The sequence below is a fragment of the Pontibacter aquaedesilientis genome (genome assembly GCF_014773225.1).
GTDB classification, from domain to species: Bacteria; Bacteroidota; Bacteroidia; order Cytophagales; family Hymenobacteraceae; genus Pontibacter; species Pontibacter aquaedesilientis.
Genome location: NZ_JACXAJ010000005.1, coordinates 1 through 23,465, shown reverse-complemented (window position 1 = coordinate 23,465; position 23,465 = coordinate 1). Strand labels below are relative to the sequence as shown.

Sequence of the window (23,465 nt, the reverse complement as noted above, 5' to 3'; positions counted from 1 at the left end):
GAATAGACTAACGAATGGGATAAAGCCAATTTAACCCATGGCGTTTAGCAAAACATCTTATATGGAGCTTCATTCTATAGATTGGTACCCATACTGTTTAATAGATAAGCTTTAAACATGTTCTTATCCCGCGATTTGTTTAAATTCGTGGATAATCCATGCTGTTTTGAATCGGAAGGTTACGCCAATACTTTTATTTGCTGCTGCTGCGCTGTGCTTCATAGCGACAGCTTTTTTGCATTTCAATGTCCCTCCCTCTTGGCTCGAAAATCAAAATGAGCGCATACAGCTAGGTATAGCACAGCAAGTACACCAAACAATATCCGATGCGCATCAGGAAGCGTCGAACTTGGGTGACCAGCTGGCTGCCGGCCATGTGGACTTTTCCTCCTTGTTAAGCCAGACAAATTATCCCACCTTCATATACCGGCAAGGTAAGTTGGTATTCTGGTCCGACCATACGGTTATCCCGGATCTTGATATTCCCCCTACGGTCACGACCACGACCACGATCCGCAATAACTATGGTACGTTTATCGTCCTGCCCCATCAGGTGCAAGATTTCCATATTTATACCTACATACCGCTGCAAGTCGATTATGGAATCGACAATAACTACCTTTCATCCGGCTTGCAAAAAAACATTTTCGGGAATGCCTCTGTCAGGCTCGTGTTGGAGCGCCCGGGCAAGCTACGCCAGGTACTGACGCCAGACGGTCAGTTTTTATTTGCCGTGGATTATGGAGGCAATCGGCTTAACTCTGGGTTTGATGACCTGCAGTTGATTCTGCTGGCATTGGGGACGGTTTTCTTTGTCTTATTCAGTATACAGCTGAGCAGCCTTTTTGGGCGAAAAGGTAAGTATGGGCGGGGTGTCGTTTTATTGCTGGCTTTATTGAGTGCCTTTAGGCTGGCACTACTGCTACTCAACTTACCTTTCGAAATAGCCGAAACAGAACTCTTCGATCCGAGATTGTACGCCGCATCTTTTTGGTCGCCTTCAGTTGGAGACTTGGGGCTTAACGTCCTGTTGTTGTTGGCGGTGGCCTGGGCGGTTTTTAACCTTTTCCATAAGAAGGGTGTGCTGACAAAGCTAAGGTCGCTTCCGCCTGGGCAGAGCCGATTGTTGCAGGCGGGCACTATGTCAGCTTTTTTTATCCTGTTGGCTATCCTGTTCAGGTTCTATTACGGCATCTACCACAACTCCCCGTTGGCGCTGGATATAAACCAGTCTCTGGATCTTGGCAGGTATAAACTGGTGATGTTTGGCTTGATGTTCGTGCACACCATCGCGCTCGGTATATTTACATACATGCTGTCGTCGGTGGTCACGGTATTGCTCAAGCGGGAGGAAACCTGGTGGCCTTATAAGGTGCTGGGGTTGTTGACCGGCATTATGCTGGTGCTTGCAGCCTTCCTCGCTCCGCAATATGTAAGTGTGGTGCTGATCGGGGCTGTGTTCTGGCTGATTATCATTATGGCGGCGCAACACCGGCATGCCATCAGTCTCCCTTACCGCACCTACCTGTTCTTTTTCCTTATCATGGCGGTGAGTGCTATCACAGGAGCTGCCTCGCTGTATACACACTTTCAAGGGGAGTTGCTGGCCTATAAGCAGAAATTTGCCTTTGACCTGATGCAGAGCAACGATGTGCTGGCCGAGTACCTGCTCGAAGAAGACGTGGCTGTGCGCGTCTCAGAGGATATGCTGATCCAGTCGAAGATGAAGGGCCCGTATGTAGATGCCTTTTTTATCCGGCGAAAAATCTCTCGACAGTTCTTGAGTGACTACTTTGATAAGTACGAAACGAATATCCTGCTCTTCGACAGTGAGGGTCGTGCCCTTGAAAGTGCCGACACCACGGCTGCTACCCTGCAGGAACTGCGTCAGAAGTATGCCACACAGCAGAACCGAACAGAATACGAAGACCTATACCTGATCAACGACCCGGCCAGGCCGCACACCCGTTTCTATTTAAAGCTGATACAGGTCCCTCTTGGGCCAAAAATGCACGGCACTATAGTGCTACAGCTCAGTCTGAAAGAATTGCTGCCCAACAGTGTGGTGCCCGAGTTGCTGTCGGGGCAGCGGTACCAGCAACCTTTTAGGGCTGACATTCTGAGTTATGCGATTTACAACAAGGAAAGGTTGACGTACAGCGAAGGTGATTTTGATTACGCCACCAATTTCAGCCGCAATCATTTAAAGCGAAAGGAGCTGTTTGCGCAAGGCACAACCGAGAATGGCTACCACCATGTGGGGGTGCAGACAGAGGCTGGTCCAGTGGTAATTATCACAACAAGCAAGTATGGTATAAGAGAGGTACTTTCCAATTTTTCTTTCCTGTTCCTGTTTTTCACGGTGGGCTTGATCGTGCTGGTGCTGGTTTACATTTTGTTGCAGCATGAGCGTTTGCGCGAGTTCAAACCAAATTTCAGTACCAAGATCCAGCTTTTCCTGAACTTCGGTATACTGCTACCGCTGATGCTGGTGAGCATCGCCACGGCTGGCCTTGTGACTGCCTCATATAAGAAAGACCTGATGTCTTCTTACGAAAAGAAAGGGGAGACCATACAGGATAACCTTAGTGAACTAGCCACTTCCGATCTGCTGCGCGACAAAGGCCGTTTGTTGCGCCGCGTTACCTCCATTGCCGCACTTTCAGAGGCTGACATCAGTTTGTATGACCGCAACGGACGCCTGTTGGTGACCAGCCAGCCGCTTATATTCGAAACCGGTTTGCTGTCTAAACTGGTCAACCCCAATGCTTTTGCGGCCATTTCGGAGCGGCAGGCGTTGCGGGTGCTTTTGGATGAACAGGCCGGTAACCTGAGTTTCAATGCGCTATACCTTCCGCTGCGACAGTACAACGATCCGGAGCAACTGCTGGGTTTTATTGGCATCCCTTTCTTCGACTCGGAGCGGCAACTCGACATGAAACTGATCGAACTGATCACGACGACCATGAACATCTTCACCGTGATGTTCATCATGTTCATCATCCTGACCTTCTTTGCCTCCAGGGCGCTGACAGTGCCTCTGCGTATGCTGGCCGACAAACTGAAGCATACCTCCCTGACAGGCAAAAACGAGATGCTGGCCTACGAAGGAACAGATGAGATCGGTATGCTCGTAAATGAGTACAACCGCATGCTCCTGACACTGGAGCAGAATAAACAGGAGTTGGCCATGCGCGAGAAGGAAGCCGCCTGGCGGGAAATGGCGCGTCAGGTAGCCCATGAGATCAAGAATCCGCTTACCCCCATGAAGCTGTCGTTGCAGTACCTGCAGAAAGCCATCGCGGAGAAGAACCCCAACACGGAGGTAATGATCAATAAGATATCGCACACGCTAATCACCCAAATCAACATCCTGAGTGATATTGCCACCTCCTTCTCCAACTTTACCTCCATGCCGGAGCCAAAGACAGAGCTAATGGATCTGGGACTGGCCTTACGCAAAGCCGCCGACCTGCATAACAACCCGGCTTCGGTGGCTGTGACCGTACGCATACCTGAAGCTCCGGTTATGGTAATAGCTGATGAAGCGCTGATGGTGCGTACCTTCAATAACTTGCTGCTGAATGCCATACAGGCCGTGCCAGCTAATCGAATGCCCGAGATAAACGTGGTGCTAAAGGTGGAAGAGGATGATTTGGCACTCATCTCGATCACGGACAATGGCAGCGGTATACCTGTAGATATTCAGCAGAAGGTGTTTATACCTAATTTCAGTACAAAGTATACCGGCTCAGGTATAGGCTTGGCCGTGGCCAAAAAAGGAATTGAAAACGCAGGTGGTCGCATTTGGTTTGTGACAGAAGAGGGAGAGGGGACGACGTTTTATATTTCTTTACCGCTGGCCAAACCATGAGCAAAGGGCTGATCATCGGGATTGCTTTGCTGCTTCTGAACCTGTCTGCACTGGCGCAGACCCCCGTCAGTAACCGCTATTGCCGTTGGATACCGGTGAACGAATACCCTATCCAGCTCGACACTCTGACCATTGATGTGAATTCGGTCACTTTTGTAGGGCCACGCAAAGATCAATTTAAATTCGACTACAATTACTACAGCCATGAGTTTCGGTTGACGGAGTTTCCGAAGCCGACCTTCCTGTTTTTGGATACCCTGGGCACGCTGGCTCCTATACCGGATTCGGTGATGATTTGCTACCGGGTGCTGCCGCTGAGCCTCGCCAAACCTGCTTTCCGCCGCGATATTGGGAAGCTGGAGATGAGTTCTTTCCAAAAGGATTTTTACAAAGAGGACTTCGCGCAGCGAGAGGAGATCTTCAAGACCCCCGGACTGAATAAGACTGGCAGCATATCAAGGGGGATTTCCTTCGGCAACACCCAGAACGTCTTCGTAAACTCGGCCCTGAACCTGCAGCTGGATGGCAAACTAACCGATGATATCAGCATCACGGCTGCTATCACCGACCAGAATATACCTTTCCAACCAGAGGGAAACACCCAGCAGCTGAACGAGTTTGACCGGGTATACATCACGCTCAAACACAGACAGTGGCAGCTGTCGGCCGGCGATGTGGTGCTGCGAAACAAACCCTCGTACTTCATGCAGTTTTACAAAAACGTGCAAGGCGGGGCATTTGAAACGACCTTTGACAAATCGCCGGAGCGGTTGGGCACAACCACGGTGGCCGCATCGGTCTCAAAAGGGAAATTTGCCTCACAAAACGTGCAGGCGTTGGAAGGGGTACAGGGACCATACCGCCTGAGAGGACCGAACAACGAACGGTTTATCATTGTGCTGGCTAATTCTGAACGGGTGTTCCTGGACGGTCGCCTGCTTGTCCGGGGTTTCGACTTCGACTATGTGATCGACTATAACCAGGCAGAGATCACTTTCACGACCCGGCACGTCATCACCAAGAACTCCCGTATCAAAGTTGATTTTGAGTACTCCGACCTGAACTACAGCCGAAGCATTTACCACGCCAGCCACTACCAGCAATTAGGAAAAGTACAGGTATACGCCAACTACTACAACGAGTCCGATAACCCGAATAACCTCCTGCACCTCGACCTGCGGAACGAAGAAAAACAACTGCTGGCAGGTATAGGCGACAGCCTGAACAGGGCGGTTACTTCGGGTGCCGTGCAGGTGCCCTTTGATCCGGCACAAGTGCTATACGCCCTGCGCGACACGCTGGTGAACGGCATACCTGAAAGTATTTATGTGTTCTCGAGTAATCCGGATTCGGCCCTTTACAGTGTGCGCTTCTCGGAAGTGGGTATGAACCGGGGCAATTATGTGACAGCCAACAATGCCGCGAATGGCAGGGTATACCGCTGGGTAGCGCCGCTTAATGGCGTGCCGCAAGGCAATTATGCCCCTGTGCGTATCTTGCCTACGCCTCGAAAAAAGCAGCTGATGACGCTGGGTGGTAACTATGAATTGCAGAAAGGAGTCAACTTCTTCGTGGAAGGTGCCGCATCCCAGAACGATCTCAACCGCTTTTCTAAACTCGACGCGCAAGACGATAACGGAGCGGCCATGCGGGTTGGCTACGCATTGCAGGACCGACAACTCGCCTTTTTGGGCAAGTACAGGCTCAACAGCACGCTTAACTATGAGTATACGGATGTCAACTTTGAGCCAATTGACCGTTATCGGCCCATAGAGTTCGACCGTGACTGGAGTCTGGATAACCTGGAGCGCAAAGCCGAAGACCATATTTTCAATTTCTCAGTGGGTGCCGTGCGTGACCTGCAGAATTTGGTGAACTACCGCATCAGTCGTCGTTATCGCGAGCAACAGGTGGATGGGGTACAGCATTACCTCGATGCCCATAGACAGGTGGGGAAATTAGAGCTGCGCAACAGTTTTTTTATGCTCCAAAGCGACCAGGCTAACCGGGAATCGGAATGGTATAGGGGCGACGTAGGCGCCAAATATAAACTGGGTAAAGTGGAGCCAGGCTATGTGTACCGTTTCGACAAAAACAAACTGAAAGCCCTGGGTACCGATTCCGTGACAGGTTCGGCCATGTACTTCGATGAGCACCTTGTGTTTGTGGAGAGCCGCGATACGGCTAGCACGCGGTTTAGAGTGGATTATAGCTACCGCACCGACCTTCGCCCGACAGCAGCAGGAGGGTTGGGCGCCCCCGAAGTAGGGCAGACCTACAACGCCATGCTCCAGCGCCGCTATGGCCGCGACAGCGACATTGCCCTGCAAGGGACGTATCGCAAACTCAAGCTGACGCAGGGACTGGACGAAGAAACCGTGCAGTCGCGTGTGGACTGGAACACGTCTTTTCTGGATGGTAGCTTCCGCTCCGAGATGAGCTATGCTGTGGGCACAGGGCGCGAACTGAAACGCATCTTTATTTTCAGGGAAACGCTGCCGGGGCAAGGCACGCACTACCTCCGCGATGGGGGCAACCCAAATGATCTGAACGACTACTTGGAAGCGCAGACCGTCGACCAGCGGCGCTACATCAAAGTTTTCCTGCCTACAGATGAATACATTAACGCCTATACAAACCGCTTTACTTATCGCCTAAACAGTAATGTGCCCCGCAGCTGGCGCAGCGCCGAGGGTTTCAAAGGTTTTGTGGCAAAATTCTCCGCCCTGACATTTGTGAGCATCGACAAGAAAACGACTGATGATGAGGTGATGAACCGTTTTAACCCGTTCAGTGAGGACTTTGAAGATGAGTTTCTGATCTCGTTGATAAAGTCGCTTCGCAATACGCTTTACTTTAATCGGAGCAATCCGAAATATGGGTTGGAGTATACCGTACAGCAAAACCAGCAGAAGTCGCTTTTGGCGAACGGCACAGAGACCCGCAGTGTGGGCAATCACCAATTGATTGCCCGCCTAAACCTGAATGAGGTGCTGAGTTCCAAGATAAGCCTTGCCCAGAATGTGCGCGATAACCGCTCTAATTTCCTGAGCTCCAAAAATTTCAGCATTGTGTCGCAGGAGCTGACACCGGAACTGGCCTACCAACCAAACGCCAAGTTGCGCTTTACGGGCACTTATCAACTAGCGCTGCGCGAAGACAAGCTATCACCCGCTGACTCCGAGCAGCAAGCCACCTTCCACGAATTGGGGTTGGAGACAAAGCTAAGCCAGGTGAGCAAGCGCACCGTGTCCGGGCTTATCCGCTGGGTGAACATTGGTTACGACGGCGATATGAATTCCTATGTCGGTTACGAAATCCTCAATGCCCTCCGCCCCGGCAATAACCTCACCTGGTCCTTTAATGTGCAGCAGCGCCTGAGCAACGGCCTCAACATTTCGCTGAACTATGATGGCCGCAAGGCGAATAGTGTAGGAGCAGTGCATACTGGCAGAACGCAGGTATCGGTTTTGTTTTAGACGGTGGTTTAGCTTTCTTTTTCTAAGTGCTAACTGGAATATTGGTAAAGTTGTATATTGTACTGAGATAAGGTATTTATTTAACTATAAGTCATTAACTCCACACATAGTGCAGATAGTAGGAGTAGGTACTCCTGCTAGCAGATAGTTGGCTGTAAGATAAATTTAAAAGAAAATAGAAATGTCTTCTCTGATTCTAATCCCTTGGATAATATATGGTTTCAAAAATCCAGAGAAAAACACATTAGGACTGAATCAGTCTAAGCTTTCACTGATTTTATTGATAGCGTTTGAAGTTTTATATTTTGCTATACTTGTTGGGTTACTTGGAGAAAGAAATCCAGAAATTGCAGGTAGTGGCAGTTTCGGCTGGATGTATTATTTAGTTTATGAGAAAGGCATTTTCCCAATATTTATGATTGCCGAATTGATTGAACCTGTACTTGGTGACAAAGTAGACAATTACCCCATTCTCTATTTTATTACAGCACTTCTAATGGACTATATTATTTTAAAGATTATAAGTCCTAAAACAATTTATTATTTTGAAAGGAATCCATCAGCCAACAAAAGCTAAAAATCACTAAAGCGTTTTTAAGCCCAGACGTTGGTGGTAATACAGGATTAATAAAAATAACAATGACAGAAGATAAAGTTCGCAGACCTTTACAGATTGACTTTATTAATCCGAGAGAAATCAGAATGGGTTCCCCGTATCTTCTCTGTGAAATCAAATTGTCGGGCAGGACTAACATAAACTTAGAAAATAATGCTTGGCAAGATTTGTCTCTTTGGACTGATGACAATAAGTATTTAATTCTAGTCAAGTGGAATCTAGAAAAGAATGAACCCGGTTTTAATTTTGTAATTTTCAACATTGCTACAGGTGACAATGTCATAAGTGAAAGAATAATGGGTTGCCTAAATTCAATGGAAGTTGAAAATGGGAAAATAAGATATAACAAATTCCTCTATACTGGACAAAAGACTGAAGACGGTGATTTAATTGGTAATTTTGATGAAGAATATTCTTTGCAACAGTTTTAAAGAAGCACTTCCACTAACAAAACCTAAAAACCATTAAAACGCTTTTTAGCAGAGCCGTTACAAAATCCATAGCATATGAAAACAAAACTATTCATACTTCTTCTTATTGTATTCTCTTTTCAAGCAGAAGCTCAGACGCAGTCAATCGAAAGCCATAAAAAAGCAATTTTTGTTGAAGCTTATGGGCAAGGCCTGCACGCGTCGGTTAACTTCGATATGCGCTTCGTCAAAGGGGTGCCCTGTGGACTTGGGTTCCGTTTAGGCGTTGGTGGCATATTCACTGGAACCTCAAATGCTGACGCAGGAACTGAAGCGACAGGCGTTGTTGCTTTCCCTGCAGGCTTAAACTACTTGATTGGTGAAAAGAAAAGCTCAGTAGAGGCGGGTTTGGGGGTTATGCCTTATTATGCTCGTACGGATATTTACAGCCCCACAAATCCTGAAATGATAGATAAGAATGGTTGGGGAACGAATGGCTATTTAAATTTAGGGTATCGATTTCAGCCAATTGGCAACGGATTTATGTTTAGGCTCAACTGGACTCCTGTGATCAGCAGTACAGGTTTCTTAGCACAGAATTTTGGTGTATCAGCAGGGTATAGCTTCTGAAAAACTTTAGGCATATAAACAGTTATGCCTCCGTTGCTTCTACAAGTCAAGGTTCTCAACTTTAATTAAAAACGCCCCGCTTATAAAACCATAAGCGGGGCGTTGCTATACCTGCCGAATTTTTATCCAGCAAAATCAATACTATTTAGTAATACTTTCCCTCCGCCAGGTAATTCTGCACATAATCTTTCACGCCTTCCTCCAAGGTATAGAACTCCCGGTTGTACCCAATAGAGCGCAACTTGCTCATATTGGCCTCTGTGAAATACTGGTAGTTATCTCGCAGGTTTTCCGGGGTGTCCATAAAATCGATGTTAGCTTCTACGCCCATGGCCTCAAAGGTATTCAGAGCCAGCGCCATAAACGTGCGGGCGTTGCCGGAGCCTAGGTTGTAAATTCCGGAGTTCTTGCGGTGCTGCATCAGGAACATGCATACCTCCACCACATCCTTCACATACACAAAGTCGCGCATCTGCTCGCCGTCCGCATAGTCCGGGTTGTGGGAGCGGAACAGTTTCATGCTGCCCTGATCTTTTATCTGGTTGTAGGCGTGGAAAATAACGGAGGCCATTTTGCCCTTGTGGTATTCGTTAGGGCCATACACGTTAAAGAATTTGAGGCCGGCCCAAAAGAAAGGCTTCGCTGTTTGCTCCAACGCCCACTTATCGAAATCATTTTTGGAGTCGCCGTAAGGGTTAAGCGGCTTCAGCAAAGGTATAGTCGCTTCTTCGTCGTCGTAGCCCAGGGTGCCAGAGCCATAGGTAGCCGCAGACGAAGCATACACCAACGGAATCTGGTACTCGCAGCAGGCGTTCCATACCTGTTTGGAATAGTTAAGATTGAGCAGGTCGAAAACATCTTTGTTGAACTCAGTGGTATCGGTGCGGGCACCCAGGTGGAAAATGAACTCTACTTCCTCGTAGTTTTCGTCCAGCCACTCAAAGAATCCATCGCGATCCACATACTCCTTTATGTTTTTCCCTTTGAGATTCCCTTCTTTTTTGGCGACTGAGAAATTGTCCACCACTACTATATCATTGAAATTAGCTGCATTGAGCCTGCTCACGAGGCAGCTCGCAATAAAGCCGGCAGCTCCAGTTACGACGATCATAATTCAGATTTAAAGGCTGTCATGTAAATTGCGTAAATTTACGAAAATAAAATGGAGCGGGACGCGCCAATGGTCGCCTTACCTTTCCTACATAAACGAAGCTATACCTTGTCTCTATACCTGAACCGCCTGATTGCTTTCCTTCTTTTGCTCATTGCTGTGGCCTGTAGCCAGGAAAAAAAACAGCCAACAGGGGAGGAGGTTGTGCTACAAGATGGCCTGGGACGTGAAGTGCGCCTGCCGCAACCGCCCAAGCGGGTGATGGCTTTCGCCTCGTCCATGACCGAAATGCTTTTCGCCGTGTGCGATACAGCCAGCATTGTGGGCCGCACCCAGCAGTGCGATTACCCGGCTGAGGTATACAGTAAACCCATCGTTAACAACTACCCCGTGGACTTCGAGCAGGTACTGGCCCTGAAGCCCGATCTCATTTTCACCATAGAAGGAATGACGCCCTTGGATGTAGCCGCCCGATTGGAGGAACTGGGTATACCTGTCTATTACCAAAAGTACCGCACCGTAGAAGATATTTTCGAAGGTATAGAAGACATTGGCCGCATTATGGGACGCCAGCAGCAGGCCAGTCAGCTGGCAGATTCGCTCCGGAGGCAGGTGCAGGTGATTGAAAACAGGTATAAGCAGCAGGCCCAAAAGCAGCGGGTACTGGCCATCACCTGGAGCGATCCCATTTATGTCTATGGCCAAAACACGATCCTGACAGACCAGCTTCGCATACTGGGTGCAGAGAACGCCGTGCAGGAAGTATTTGACCAACCATACCCGGCGCTAACCCGCGAGTATATCCTTAAAATGAATCCGGATATATTGCTGGGCGGAAGCATCGAGCGACTGGAGAAAGAATTTTTCAGCCTATACCCGGAACTCCGCAAAATTGATGCTTACCGCAACAAGCGCATCTATGCCCCAACCGGAAACCTGATTGAGCGGCCCGGGCCGCGCGTAGTGGAGTCTATCGTTGAACTGCAAGGTTTCTTGTACCCATGAGCAGGGCACTTTACTTTCTGGTAGCTTTCGTGCTTATTCTGGCGGCGCTGCTGCTGGGTTTGCAGGTAGGCTCATTCGAAGCCGATCTGGCTACCATCGGGCAAGCCTTCACCCAGTACGACCCGGACAATAATACACACTACGCCATTGTGCACCTGCGTCTGCCCCGGCTTTTGCTGGCCTTGGTGGTCGGGGCTTCACTGGCGTTCTGTGGTTACCTGATGCAGGCCATGGTCAACAACGGCTTGGCCGACCCCTACCTGCTGGGCACTGCCTCAGGTGCTTCGCTCGGAGCCGTCATCGTTTTTTTCGGTTTTGTAGAAATGACAGTGGCCGGCATCTACATGCCACCGGTCTTTGCTTTAGCGGGGGCCTTTGTCGTGACACTCGTCGTGGTGATTCTCGGTTACCGCAAACGGCAGCTTATACCTGCGCAACTGCTGCTGGCAGGTATAGCCATCAGTTCCCTCATGACAGCCGTTGTCGGTCTGCTCACCTTTTTATCGGATTCAGAGGGCAAACTCAAGTCAGTTATTTTCTGGTCGATGGGAAGCTTCGAAAGAGCCAGCTGGACTGTTTTGCCATACCCTGCCACAGCCCTGCTCGTTGCGCTTCTGCTTTTTGCTTTCCTGCAAAAGCAACTCAATATACTGTTACTCGGGGCAGACCGTGCGCAGGCACTGGGTGTGCCGGTAGCACAAACGCGCTGGGCCATATTGGCTACTGTTTCCATCGTAACCGGTTTTGCCGTGGCTACCTCTGGGCCTATCGGTTTTGTCGGGCTGATCATTCCGCACGTTACCCGGGGTCTGATGGGGACCACCGGCCGGAGCAACCTGCTTTTCTGTGCTTTCGTGGGTGGTTTTTTTATGCTTTTGTGCGATTTGCTTTCCCGTATTTTGTATCCGCCGGCAGGGTTGCCAATTGGAATCATTACTTCGTTCTTTGGTGTTCCTTTCTTCGTATATTTGCTGTCTCGAAAGAATTATAAGTTTAGTAGTTAGATGATTTACGTAAGCAGATTAGAGCATTTTAACGCAGCCCACAAGCTGCACAACCCAAACTGGTCGTTGGCGAAGAATAAGGAGGTGTTTGGGCCATGTGCGAACACCAACTGGCATGGGCACAATTATGAGCTGATCGTGACCGTAAAAGGCAAGCCAGATCCCGATACCGGTTTCGTGATTGACCTTAAAAGACTGAGTACCCTCATCCGCAAGAACATCATTGAGAAGGTTGACCATAAAAACCTGAACTTGGATGTTGCTTTCATGGAAGACAAACTGGCCAGCACAGAGAATCTGGTCGTTGAATTCTGGAAAATATTGGAGCCCAAGATCGCTGAAATTTCCAGCGCAAAGCTGCATAGCCTGAAATTATATGAGACGCCACGCAACTACGTGGAGTATTTCGGCGAATAAGCATTCATAGCCGCCTTGCTATATTTTCAGATAGCTGTCAAGCTGTACCATCTGCCCAGGTAGCTCCAAACGAATACGCATTACATGAAATATTACATTATAGCTGGTGAGCGATCAGGCGATCTGCACGCTTCCAACCTCATTAAGCAGCTCCGCAAGCAAGATCCGGAGGCTGAGATAAGAGGCTGGGGAGGCGACATGATGCAGGAGGCCGGCATGCAACTGGTAAAGCATTACCAGGAGATGGCCTTTATGGGCTTTGCTGAAGCTGCCGCTAATTTTTTTAAGATACTGGGCTTTCTGCGCGAGTGCAAGGCTGATGTGGCCGCCTTCAAACCAGATGTGGTCATTTTGGTAGATTATGCTGGCTTCAACATGCGTGTGGCCAAGTTTGCCAAAGAGAACGGCCTGAAAGTTTTCTACTATATCTCGCCTAAGCTTTGGGCCTGGAACCAGGGCCGGGTACACAAGATCAAGAAGTTGGTCGATCGCATGTTCGTCATCATGCCCTTTGAGGAAGAATTCTACGCCGGCTTCGATTACAAGGTAGACTACATCGGCAATCCGGTTTCGGACTCTGTGAACGACCACATGGCGGCACCTGATTTCCGGAACCGCAATCACATCCAAAACAACAAACCCATTATTGCTTTGCTGCCCGGCAGCCGCAAGCAGGAGATAGAGAACATGCTGGATGTGATGCTGAGCGTGTTGCCTTCCTTCCGTGACTACCAGTTCGTAGTGGCTGGCGTGTCCGATTTCCCTAAGGAGTACTACGAGCAGTATAACAAAGATCCGAATATCAAGATCATCTACGATCAGACGTATGATTTGCTTGCCCACTCCAAGGCGGCATTGGTAACGTCAGGTACGGCTACTTTAGAAACGGCTCTTTTTGGCGTACCGCAAGTGGTTTGCTATAAAACAAGCGCCATATCCTATGCCATTGGTAAGCGGGTAATCAAAGTGCCCTATATTTCGCTGGTTAACCTGATCGCCAACCGGCCTGTCGTAACAGAGCTGATACAGGACGACTTTACACCCAAGAAGATTGTGGCGGAGCTGAAGAACATTCTGTTTGATAACTTTGCGATCAAAAAGCAGAAAGAAGGCTACGCTTTGGTAAAAGAGAAAATAGGGGAGTACCGCACGGCCGAGCGTGCCGCAGAGTTGATGGTGGGCTACCTGAAGCAGTTTTAAGAAATTTTGAGGGAGCAGGTCGCTACCTGTCCATAGCTTGTGTAGGTATACCTATACCTTGGAGGATATTAAAAACAAAGGCCTCAGCTGATTTCAGCTGAGGCCTTTGTTTTTAATATTAATGTCTTAGGCAACACGCAACTGCTTCAAAGGGGACTTGTCAAATTTTTCACGGGCATATTCGCCGGTGATCAACAGTTCTTTTGCCCCTTCATCGGATGGTAGCTCAAACATGGCGTCGGTCATGATGCCTTCGCAGATAGAGCGTAAGCCACGAGCTCCTAACTTATATTCGGCCGCTTTCTCCACAATGTAATCCAGTGCATCGTCATCAAACGACAGGCTGATGTTTTCCATCTCGAACAGGCGCTTGTACTGCTTCACAATAGAGTTCTTTGGCTCTAGAAGAATGAGGCGCAGCGTTTCCTTATCCAATGGATCGAGGTGGGTGAGCACTGGCAAACGACCGATCAATTCCGGAATCAAGCCGAAGTTTTTCAGATCCTGTGCCGTCAGGTACTTCAGGAAGTTTTCTTTCTCTTCTGTCTCGTCCTGCTTCGATTTGGAGAAGCCGATTGGTCGTGTGTTCAAACGGTTTTTGATCAAACGATCTATACCTACAAAAGCGCCACCGCAGATGAAGAGGATATTCTCCGTGTTTACAGTAATCATTTTCTGCTCCGGGTGCTTACGCCCGCCTTGTGGCGGAACGTTTACCACGGTACCTTCCAACAGTTTAAGCAAAGCCTGCTGTACACCTTCGCCGCTCACATCGCGGGTTATCGACGGGTTATCGCTCTTACGGGCAATCTTGTCAATCTCGTCGATATACACAATGCCACGCTCCGCTGCTTCTACGTTGTAGTCAGCTGCCTGCAACAATCTGGTCAGGATACTCTCTACGTCTTCGCCTACATAGCCTGCTTCTGTCAGTACGGTAGCGTCAGCGATACAAAATGGCACCTGCAGAATACCAGCCATCATCCGAGCCAAGTATGTTTTGCCGGTTCCAGTTTCGCCTACCATAATGATGTTTGACTTTTCGATCATCACATCATCCTCATTGCTGCGCTGCATAAGGCGCTTGTAGTGGTTGTATACTGCCACCGACATAACCTTTTTCGCATTGTCTTGCCCCACCACAAACTGATCAAGGTATTCCTTCATCTGCTTGGGTTTCATTAGGTTGAATTTTGGCGTGCGGCTGTTGGCGCGTATTTTATTCTCCTCGTTCAGAATTTGCTGAGCTTGTCCGATGCAACGGTCACAGATGTGCGCGTTTATACCGGATATCATCACAGATACGTCTTTTTTGTTTTTGCCGCAGAAGGAGCAAGTTATTTCAGCCATAAAAAGTTTGTTCAGAAGATTCTAAGACTCTCAATTGATCTTATACAAAAGCAAAGGTACAAAATTGAAACTTTATTGATGTATTATTTTCAGCGCACTAATGTTGATATGGTTATAAAAAGTAACCATAAATTAAAAAATTGCTATTCGTTTATTTTAATTTAAATAACTGATTATCAATATCTTGCAATGATGGTGTTTCCACAGCGTACTGTTGATAAATTTTTGCACAAATTTTATCTTACGAACACCGAAGTGGTTATGGTGCAATTTTTTACATTTAAATTAATAGCAAAACCCGCACCAGTTAGCTGATGCGGGTTTTGTTGATAGAGCGACAAGTGCCCGTTGATTATCAGTTACTTACTCTTTCTTGCGGTGCAATACTTCATCGATCAGGCCGTACTCTTTTGCTTCTTCGGCTTTCATCCAGTAGTCACGGTCAGAGTTATCGTAAATGTCCTGATATGATTTGCCGGAGTGCTCAGCCAGAATTTCATAAAGTTCCTTCTTCAGCTTCAGGATTTCACGCGCGGTGATCTCGATATCAGAAGCCTGTCCCTGTGTACCACCCATTGGCTGGTGAATCATCACGCGGGCATGCGGTAGGGCAGAGCGCTTGTTCTTAGCTCCACCTGCCAAAAGTACGGCACCCATTGAAGCGGCAAGGCCAGTACAGATGGTGGCCACATCCGGATTCACATACTGCATGGTGTCATAAATACCCAAGCCAGCATATACTGAACCACCTGGGCTATTGATATAGAGTAGTATGTCCTTCTTGGCGTCGGCAGACTCTAGGAACAGCAGCTGGGCTGTGATAATGTTGGCGATAAAATCATCTACCTGAGTGCCCAGGAAAATGATTCTATCCATGATCAGGCGTGAGAATACGTCAATCTCACGGAAATTCGTAGGGCGCTCCTCAATTACAGAACGGGTCATACTCTCAATGGTATGCATCGCCCGGCCTTCTACATGACTGATATATTGATCTACGCCCAGGCCACTCATACCTTGGCCCTTTACGGCAAATTTCCGGAACTCGTCTTTGTTAAACATCATCTTGTTTAGATTTACGGTTTGGTCAAAAATAAAAAAGTCCTTTAAAAAATAAAGGACTTTTTTGCTTAAATATTATTTATGCGTTTCTAGAACGACATGTTTTTGAAGTCCTCTGCAGAGATGCTTTTCTCTACAACAGTCATCTTTTCCTTAAGTTTAGCGAGCACCTTCTCGGCCAGCAGTTGCTCGTACTCATTGATGTAGTTACGGCCGTTGTCCTGGCTCAAGTATTGGTTGGCATAGTTGTTCATGCTCTCCGCCAATTCCTCTGGTACTTCTGGCATGTTAAACTGAGCCAGCATTTTCTCTTTGGTAGCGTTTACAACCTCTTCGTTTGTAACCTTCAACTCGTGCTCTTCTACAACCTTGTTTTTGATCATAGACCACTTAAGCTCCTTCAGGTACTTGTCGAAGTTTTCCTCGATCTGCTCAGCTGTCAAGCGACCTTCGTTGGTCACCTGTAGCCAACGCTTGAAGAACTCGTTAGGAAGTTCTACGTCTACATTGTCAACAAGAGTATCGATAATGTTGCGGCTCAGCAGGTTATCTGCCTCACGGTCGTAATTTTCTTTGATCGTCTCACGGATCTTGGCGTCGAACTCCTCTTCGGTCTTAACCTCATCCTTCCCGAACAGCTTGTCAAAAAGCTCTTGGTTCAGCTCAGCAGCCTCCGTGCGGTTGATTTTCTCAACTGTAAACTCAAATTCGCCATTCAGATCTGCAACAACTTCTTTGCTCAAGCCTGTAACGTGTGCCAGGGCAGCGTTGTCATCGCCAAAAGCCTTACGGATATCAAAGCGGATGATATCATCGGCTTTAACACCTATGAATTGCTCTTTGCCTGCAACTATACGGTTGGTCGGGATAAGTGTTTTAGACTCAAACTCACCGTCTACCTGCTTTAGGTCACCGTAAATGAAGTCACCTTCTTCAGAAGTTTCCGGATTAGTGGTCTTGCCAAACTGGCGCTTCAGGTTTTCGTAAGCCTCGTCGATCGTAGCCTGGTCTACATCAATAGTGTATCCCTCTACGCTTTTGTCAAGCGGAAGGTTGAAGGCAGGCAGTAAGCCAACAGCGTAAGTAAATTCGAAATCTTTCTGGTTGTCCCAATCGATCGCGTCCTGGCTTGGCTCCGGAAGCGGCTCGCCCAGTAGTTTCACGTCGTTGTCCTTGATATATTTGGAGATCGCCTCCTGCAGGAGTTTGTTGATCGCCTCAACCATTATGCTCTTGCCATACATCTTTTTGATAAGGCCGGCAGGCACTTTACCAGGTCTGAAGCCTTTGATCTGGGCTTTCTTGCTGAACTCTTTTACTTGCTGATCAACCTTTGGAGCATAGTCTGACTCTTCCAGAACTACCTTGAGTTGCGCGTTAGTGCCGTCGGTTTGATTTAATGTAATATTCAAGGCTTACAATAATTTTAATGATGATACATCTAGTAAAAACAAACCCCCAACATGGGCTGTTGAGGGTTTCGTTTGTGTGCGGATGGAGGGACTCGAACCCCCATGCCTCGCAGCGCTAGATCCTAAGTCTAGTGCGTCTACCAATTTCGCCACATCCGCATGTGTGCTTGTCTGTAATGATGGTGCAAATTTACACACGCTATTTTTAAAAACAATAGCAGGGCCTAAAAAAAACAGATTATTTTTCGATTTTGGGTTTGTGAAACAGGTATGTGTTCGCTTACTGTTTAAGTATCAATTAATTGCATGAATCGTGGTGCATTGTGTGTATGGAAGCGTATATTCACTTATATTTGAAACTTAAACTGCCACTACCCAACTTATACTTATAAAGAGTAGCATAGGTATGGTTGCAGGCTCACAGGGCCTGAACGCAATGACCCCTAGCTTACAAATTGATATGATCGATCCGGAAGCAGAACGCAAAGAGATCTTACGACACTATCGCAGATTACTCCGGCATGCAAAGCCTTTTTTGAAGGACAATGATGCCAAGATAATCAAGAAAGCCTTTAATACCTCCGTGGAAGCGCACAAAGACATGCGCCGTAAGTCCGGAGAGCCTTACATACTACACCCGCTTGCCGTTGCCCAGATCGCAGTGGAGGAAATTGGCCTTGGAACGACCTCCATCGTGGCAGCGCTGCTGCACGATGTGGTGGAAGATACCGCCATGGAGGTCGATGAGATCGAGCGTGAGTTCGGTTCCAGCGTAGCCCGTATTATCGAGGGGCTCACCAAAATCTCCGGGGTGTTCGATTATGGTACCTCGCAACAGGCCGAAAACTTCCGGAAGATGCTGCTCACACTGTCAGACGACGTGCGGGTAATCCTCGTAAAGCTGGCCGACCGTCTGCACAACATGCGTACCCTCGACAGTATGCCGCGCCACAAGCAGCTCAAGATTGCTTCGGAGACCATGTACCTGTATGCGCCCTTGGCCCATCGTTTGGGGCTATATGCCATTAAGTCGGAGTTGGAAGACCTATACCTGAAGTATACCGATACTGAAACCTACAAGGACATCTCCAACAAAATAAGGCAGACACGAACTGCCCGGGGTAAGTTTATCAAGGATTTTATCACACCGATAGAGGAGGAGCTGCGTCAGCATGGTTTCAAATTCAATATAAAGGGTAGGCCGAAGTCTATTTACTCTATATTAAAGAAGATAAAGAAACAGAACATCACGTTCGAGGAAATATACGACCTGTTTGCCATCCGCATCACACTGGACGTGCCCCTGGAATATGAGAAGGCAGCTTGCTGGCAGGTATACTCTATCATAACGGACTTCTACCAGCCGAACCCGGATCGCCTCCGCGACTGGGTAAACACCCCGAAAGCCAACGGGTATGAGTCACTTCATACGACCGTGATGAGTAAGTCTGGTCAGTGGGTGGAGGTGCAGATACGCACCAAGCGTATGGACGAAATTGCCGAGCGTGGTTATGCCGCCCACTGGAAGTATAAGAGCGATGGCACTGGCGGAGAGTCTGGTCTGGAACTCTGGATCAACAAGGTGCGTGATATGCTGGAGAATAATACAGCCAACGCCCTGGAGTTCATGGACGAGTTCCGGAAAAATTTGTTTGTGGAGGAAGTGTTTGTCTTTACCCCTAAAGGCGAATTGCTCATCCTGCCGGATCGGGCCACTGCCCTGGACTTTGCTTTTGAGATTCATTCACACATTGGCCTGCAATGCCTTGGTGCGAAGGTTAACCAGAAACTGGTGCCGCTGAGCTTCAGGCTTCGTAACGGAGACCAGGTAGAGATTCTTACTTCGCAAAAGCAGAAACCGAACGAAGAGTGGCTGGACTATGTGGTAACCTCCAAAGCAAGATCACGCATTAAAGAATACCTGCGGGAGGAGCGTAAAAACAAATCGGAGCAGGGGAAGGTGATGTTGGAGCGACGCATGTCCTACCTGAAGGTGCCGGAGACACAAGGAAACCTAAACAAGTTGCTGGCTTTCTTCAATGTGCCTACCGTGCAGGACCTGCATTACCGCATTGCCACCGGGCACATCGACATCAAAAATATAAAAGAGGTGATCTTTACGGCGCAGGCCGAACGGGGCGCTTCCATGTTGGAGCCTAAATCCTTCGATCGGGAAGTTCAGAAATTACGGGGTGTGAACTCTGACATGCTGGTAATAGGGGAGAACACCTCTAACATGGCGTATAAAGTGGCCTCTTGCTGTAACCCTATACCTGGCGACGAAGTGTTTGGCTTTGAAACCGAAGGAGATGGTATCGAAATTCACCGCACCAATTGCAAGAAAGGTATAGAGCTGATGTCGAACTACGGTAACCGGATTATAAAGGCGAAGTGGACAGATCAGAAAGAGTTGGCCTTCTTGGCAGGTATACGCATTAAAGGTACAGACCGCGTTGGCCTAGTAAACGACCTGACCCGAATCATATCAAATAGTCTGCGCGTGAACATGCGCTCTATCACGATCGATTCGCATGATGGAATCTTTGAGGGTAACATTATGGTTTTTGTAAATGATACCGGCCACCTGGACAAATTGATCCAGCGTATGGGCAAAGTAAGTGGTGTGCTGACTGTTGAGCGTTTTGACTAGGCAGCTATACCTATATATATAAGGAGCAGACATGGCGATAGACCAGAAAAATAGAATAGAGGAAGTAAAAAAAATATTCACAGCCTATCTGGAGAGCAAAGGCCTGCGCAAGACACCGGAACGCTACGCTATCCTAGAAGAGATCTATTCCCGTTCGGGGCACTTCGATGTAGAGTCACTTTACATCAGCATGAAGAATAAAAACTACCGCGTGAGCAGGGCTACGGTATACAATACTCTGGATTTGCTGGTGGAGAATGATCTGGTGAGCAAGCATCAGTTTGGCCGTAATCTGGCGCAGTACGAGAAATCCTATGGTTACCGTCAACACGACCACGTCATCTGTACAGAATGCCATAAAGTGGTGGAGTTTTGCGATCCGCGCATTCATAATATACAGACAATGGTGGGCGACCTTTTAAATTTTCATATCTTGCACCATTCCCTAAACCTATATGGAGTATGCGGTGATTGCCGCGCCAAAAAAGCAACCGAACAACAGCATGAAGTATCAGACAGAACTGAAGGATGATGTCCTGTTTATCAGGCTGGAGGGAGATTTGATCGCCGGCCCTGATACGCAGAATTTAATGGCCGTTGCTGAGGAGCAAGTGGAGGGGAAAATACTATTGTGTGCTGTGGACTTGTCCAATGTCCGCTTCATGGATAGCAGTGGCATGGGTGTGTTGGTTTCGTTGCTCACCAAGTTCAGAAACAGGGGGGGAGAGCTGGTGCTCATCAAACCTTCTGATCACATTCGCAAACTTTTGATCGTTACGAAGCTCAATGCCATTTTTACCATCGCAGAAAATGATAACTTCGCAGCTCAATTCTTAAAGGAATCAATTTACTAAAGTATAAATGGCAGTTGACATATTAATAGGTCTGCAGTGGGGCGACGAAGGCAAAGGCAAAATCGTCGACGTACTGGCACCTACCTATGACATTGTTGCCCGTTTCCAGGGCGGTCCTAACGCAGGCCACACACTCGAGTTTGAAGGAACAAAGCACGTGTTGCACCAGATCCCATCTGGCATTTTCCATCCTACTATTCAAAACATCATTGGTAATGGCGTAGTGCTGGATCCTATTGTGTTCCGCATCGAAATGCAGAAATTACAGGATCGCGGAGTAGACGCAACCAAAAACCTTTTCGTTTCCAAAAAGGCAGCACTTATCCTTCCTTCTCACAAAATATTAGACAAAGTGTCTGAAGAGGCACTGGGTACTGGGAAGATCGGCTCTACCTTAAAAGGTATAGGACCAACCTATCAGGACAAAATCGGTAGAGTCGGACTGCGAGTTGGTGATATACTGGCAGATAATTTTCAGGACAGATACAACAAGCTAGTAGAGCGACATCGCAAAACAGTGGAGTTTTATGGTAAAACGCTGGACCTGGGGGACCAAGAGCAATCATTCTTCGAGGCAGTGGACTACTTGCGTACCTTAAAGCTAGTAGACAGCGAGTACATGATTAATGAGGCTTTGAAAAATGGCAAACGCATATTAGCAGAAGGAGCCCAAGGTTCATTACTTGATGTAGATTTCGGAACCTATCCGTTTGTGACGTCTTCGACTACACTTGTAGCAGGAGCCTGTACCGGCTTGGGTGTTGCGCCACAGCATATAGGGGAGGTATACGGCATCTTCAAGGCATACTGTACTCGTGTAGGAAGCGGACCATTCCCAACTGAGTTACTAGATGAAGTAGGGGAGCAGATCAGAAAAGCGGGTAATGAATTCGGCTCGACAACAGGGCGCCCTCGCCGATGTGGTTGGGTAGACTTACCAAGCTTGAAGTACTCCATTATGTTGAATGGTGTGACGCAGCTTAATATGATGAAGGCAGATGTGCTAACTGAGTTCGATACGATCAAGGTATGTACACACTATAAGTTACCTACAGGAGAGATAACAGATCAATTACCTCACTCACTAGATGCGGTAACTATAGAGCCAATCTATGTGGAGCTACCAGGTTGGAAAGTTGACTTAAATCAAATTGAGACTGTAGAAGCATTGCCAGAAGCATTTAATAATTATATGACTTTCCTGGAAGAGCATCTACAGGTTCCGATAACAATAGCTTCCGTAGGACCAGATCGAAAGAGTACTCTAAGAAGAGATAAGATATAGATAAGATAACCAATCTGTTTCTAAAGCTAAAGGGCTTTACCTATTATGGGTAAAGCCCTTTATTTATTTGGGTGGAACGGAATACTAAATACAAATTATTAAACCGAAACTAGGAGAATATAATAAGACATTGCCATTATGTCGCAAGATAAAAAGTATGGGAATGGATGAAGAGAACACTTCGAACTATTACTTTCAATAGGCAAAAGCTTAGAGACAATAAGATCATCTTGAAAACCGGAAAGTTTTTTTGCAAATATTCCCAGTGCAACTCAGATAGTTAAGCGGAACCGCCCGGTGTCCGGGGCCAAAGTTCGGGGTCAGCCCTTGCGGTTTCGGGGATTTTTGAGACCTTTGCACTCCCAACCCGGACAAGCCGGAGGGGGGAACGGGCCAGCCGGCAGGGCGGCCCGCGGCGGCTGGCTCAACGGGCAAACGTCGGAAAGAAAGACTGAGAAAAAAACTTTCGCCGAGGGCTTGCAGATTGAGAAAAGCTGCTTACCTTTGCACCCCGCTTCGAGAGGAAGGGGATTCCGGAAAGGCCGCTCACGCAGGCCGAAAAGAAAAGGAAAAAAAGTCTGAAGAGGTTGTTGCGGATTGAAAAACTCTTCTTACCTTTGCACCCCGCCTCACAAGGAGGCGTCCTGGAGCGCCTGGTAACACAGGCCGGAAGGAAAAGGGAAAAAAGTTTTTGAAAGTTGTTGCAAATTCGAAAAAGCTTCTTACCTTTGCAGCCCGCTCCGAAACGAAGGTTTCCGGGGCGAGAGAAACAGAGTGCCGATCGGCCGGAAGGGTTGAGAGGAAAGAGAAAAAAAGATTGAGATTTTGCTTGTGGATTCGGAATTGTTTTCCGACCTTTGCACACCGAAAACGAGGAGCGCTCGGCACGGGAGCGCAAGCAAGACAGGCCCCAGGAAGTTGGGGCGCTACTGGAAGAGGAAGTCTTCCGAAAGTTCTTTGAGAGATTGTTGAGACAGAAAAGAAAAAACAAGATAGGTACATCCGCGCGGGTGTGACTGCAGAGTCACCCACCGCGTCAATTCAAGAGAATTAAAAAGGAAAAGGCCGGGGTCGAACGGACACATTAGCTCTTCGGAGCTTGAAAA

17 protein-coding genes and 1 tRNA gene are annotated in these 23,465 nt (G+C 47.9%); 13 read left to right on the top strand and 5 right to left on the bottom strand.

What is annotated here, in order from left to right; genetic code table 11:
- Positions 1 to 235: 235 nt before the first annotated feature.
- From H9Q13_RS11590 to H9Q13_RS11570, 5 genes are all read left to right on the top strand, one after another.
- A complete protein-coding gene (locus tag H9Q13_RS11590; RefSeq protein WP_191183972.1) occupies positions 236 to 3,874 on the top strand; it encodes a sensor histidine kinase in 3,639 nt (1,212 codons plus the stop codon).
- Positions 3,871 to 7,353, top strand: coding sequence for a hypothetical protein (locus H9Q13_RS11585; protein ID WP_191183971.1), 3,483 nt, complete (start codon positions 3,871 to 3,873; stop codon positions 7,351 to 7,353). Before H9Q13_RS11590 ends, H9Q13_RS11585 begins: the two co-directional genes overlap by 4 nt.
- 181 nt (positions 7,354 to 7,534) lie before the next feature.
- Positions 7,535 to 7,930, top strand: a complete 396-nt coding sequence (locus H9Q13_RS11580) for a hypothetical protein (RefSeq protein ID WP_191183970.1) — start codon at positions 7,535 to 7,537, stop codon at positions 7,928 to 7,930.
- Between the two features lie 62 nt (positions 7,931 to 7,992).
- Positions 7,993 to 8,400 carry a hypothetical protein gene (locus H9Q13_RS11575; protein WP_191183969.1) on the top strand — a complete coding sequence of 136 codons (408 nt, stop codon included), beginning with the start codon at positions 7,993 to 7,995 and terminating at the stop codon, positions 8,398 to 8,400.
- Between the two features lie 75 nt (positions 8,401 to 8,475).
- On the top strand, positions 8,476 to 9,009 hold the full coding sequence (locus H9Q13_RS11570) for a hypothetical protein (RefSeq protein WP_191183968.1): 534 nt from the start codon (positions 8,476 to 8,478) through the stop codon (positions 9,007 to 9,009).
- Between the two features lie 145 nt (positions 9,010 to 9,154).
- Here H9Q13_RS11570 and rfaD read toward each other — a convergent pair whose 3' ends face one another.
- Complete coding sequence (gene rfaD / locus H9Q13_RS11565) at positions 9,155 to 10,120, bottom strand: ADP-glyceromanno-heptose 6-epimerase (RefSeq protein WP_191183967.1); 966 nt, start codon at positions 10,118 to 10,120, stop codon at positions 9,155 to 9,157.
- Between the two features lie 51 nt (positions 10,121 to 10,171).
- Between rfaD and H9Q13_RS11560 the strand changes: the two genes are divergently transcribed.
- The 4 genes from H9Q13_RS11560 to lpxB all read left to right on the top strand — a co-directional run bounded on the left by H9Q13_RS11560 (position 10,172) and on the right by lpxB (position 13,746).
- Positions 10,172 to 11,125, top strand: a complete 954-nt coding sequence (locus H9Q13_RS11560; protein WP_224744249.1) for an ABC transporter substrate-binding protein — start codon at positions 10,172 to 10,174, stop codon at positions 11,123 to 11,125.
- Positions 11,122 to 12,129 (top strand): FecCD family ABC transporter permease, encoded by a 1,008-nt coding sequence (locus tag H9Q13_RS11555; RefSeq protein WP_191183966.1) that lies wholly within the window; start codon positions 11,122 to 11,124, stop codon positions 12,127 to 12,129. The genes H9Q13_RS11560 and H9Q13_RS11555 overlap by 4 nt, the downstream gene beginning before the upstream one ends.
- On the top strand, positions 12,130 to 12,546 hold the full coding sequence (locus H9Q13_RS11550) for a 6-pyruvoyl trahydropterin synthase family protein (protein WP_191183965.1): 417 nt from the start codon (positions 12,130 to 12,132) through the stop codon (positions 12,544 to 12,546).
- Between the two features lie 84 nt (positions 12,547 to 12,630).
- A complete protein-coding gene (gene lpxB / locus H9Q13_RS11545) occupies positions 12,631 to 13,746 on the top strand; it encodes a lipid-A-disaccharide synthase (protein ID WP_191183964.1) in 1,116 nt (371 codons plus the stop codon).
- Between the two features lie 126 nt (positions 13,747 to 13,872).
- On the opposite strand, the gene clpX is transcribed toward lpxB, so the two are convergent.
- The 4 genes from clpX to H9Q13_RS11525 all read right to left on the bottom strand — a co-directional run bounded on the left by clpX (position 13,873) and on the right by H9Q13_RS11525 (position 17,729).
- The gene (gene clpX, locus H9Q13_RS11540; protein ID WP_191183963.1) at positions 13,873 to 15,096 is read right to left on the bottom strand and encodes an ATP-dependent Clp protease ATP-binding subunit ClpX; all 1,224 of its coding nucleotides are present in this window, start codon (positions 15,094 to 15,096) and stop codon (positions 13,873 to 13,875) included.
- 363 nt (positions 15,097 to 15,459) lie between these two features.
- Entirely contained in the window at positions 15,460 to 16,158 is a 699-nt protein-coding gene (locus tag H9Q13_RS11535; RefSeq protein WP_026236224.1) for a ClpP family protease, read from the bottom strand.
- An 89-nt stretch (positions 16,159 to 16,247) separates the two neighbouring features.
- Positions 16,248 to 17,570, bottom strand: a complete 1,323-nt coding sequence (tig, locus tag H9Q13_RS11530) for a trigger factor (RefSeq protein WP_191183962.1) — start codon at positions 17,568 to 17,570, stop codon at positions 16,248 to 16,250.
- 77 nt (positions 17,571 to 17,647) lie between these two features.
- Positions 17,648 to 17,729: transfer RNA gene (locus tag H9Q13_RS11525), tRNA-Leu, on the bottom strand.
- Between the two features lie 301 nt (positions 17,730 to 18,030).
- On the opposite strand from H9Q13_RS11525, the gene H9Q13_RS11520 reads away from it, so the two are divergent.
- Genes H9Q13_RS11520 through H9Q13_RS11505 form a run of 4 tightly spaced genes read left to right on the top strand, consistent with a single transcriptional unit; the run spans position 18,031 to position 22,359 of the window.
- Positions 18,031 to 20,220 carry a RelA/SpoT family protein gene (locus H9Q13_RS11520; RefSeq protein ID WP_224744248.1) on the top strand — a complete coding sequence of 730 codons (2,190 nt, stop codon included), beginning with the start codon at positions 18,031 to 18,033 and terminating at the stop codon, positions 20,218 to 20,220.
- 31 nt (positions 20,221 to 20,251) lie between these two features.
- Complete coding sequence (locus H9Q13_RS11515) at positions 20,252 to 20,752, top strand: Fur family transcriptional regulator (protein WP_191183961.1); 501 nt, start codon at positions 20,252 to 20,254, stop codon at positions 20,750 to 20,752.
- The gene (locus H9Q13_RS11510) at positions 20,724 to 21,074 is read left to right on the top strand and encodes an STAS domain-containing protein (protein WP_191183960.1); all 351 of its coding nucleotides are present in this window, start codon (positions 20,724 to 20,726) and stop codon (positions 21,072 to 21,074) included. The genes H9Q13_RS11515 and H9Q13_RS11510 overlap by 29 nt, the downstream gene beginning before the upstream one ends.
- 7 nt (positions 21,075 to 21,081) lie before the next feature.
- Positions 21,082 to 22,359 carry an adenylosuccinate synthase gene (locus H9Q13_RS11505; protein ID WP_191183959.1) on the top strand — a complete coding sequence of 426 codons (1,278 nt, stop codon included), beginning with the start codon at positions 21,082 to 21,084 and terminating at the stop codon, positions 22,357 to 22,359.
- Positions 22,360 to 23,465: the final 1,106 nt, after the last annotated feature.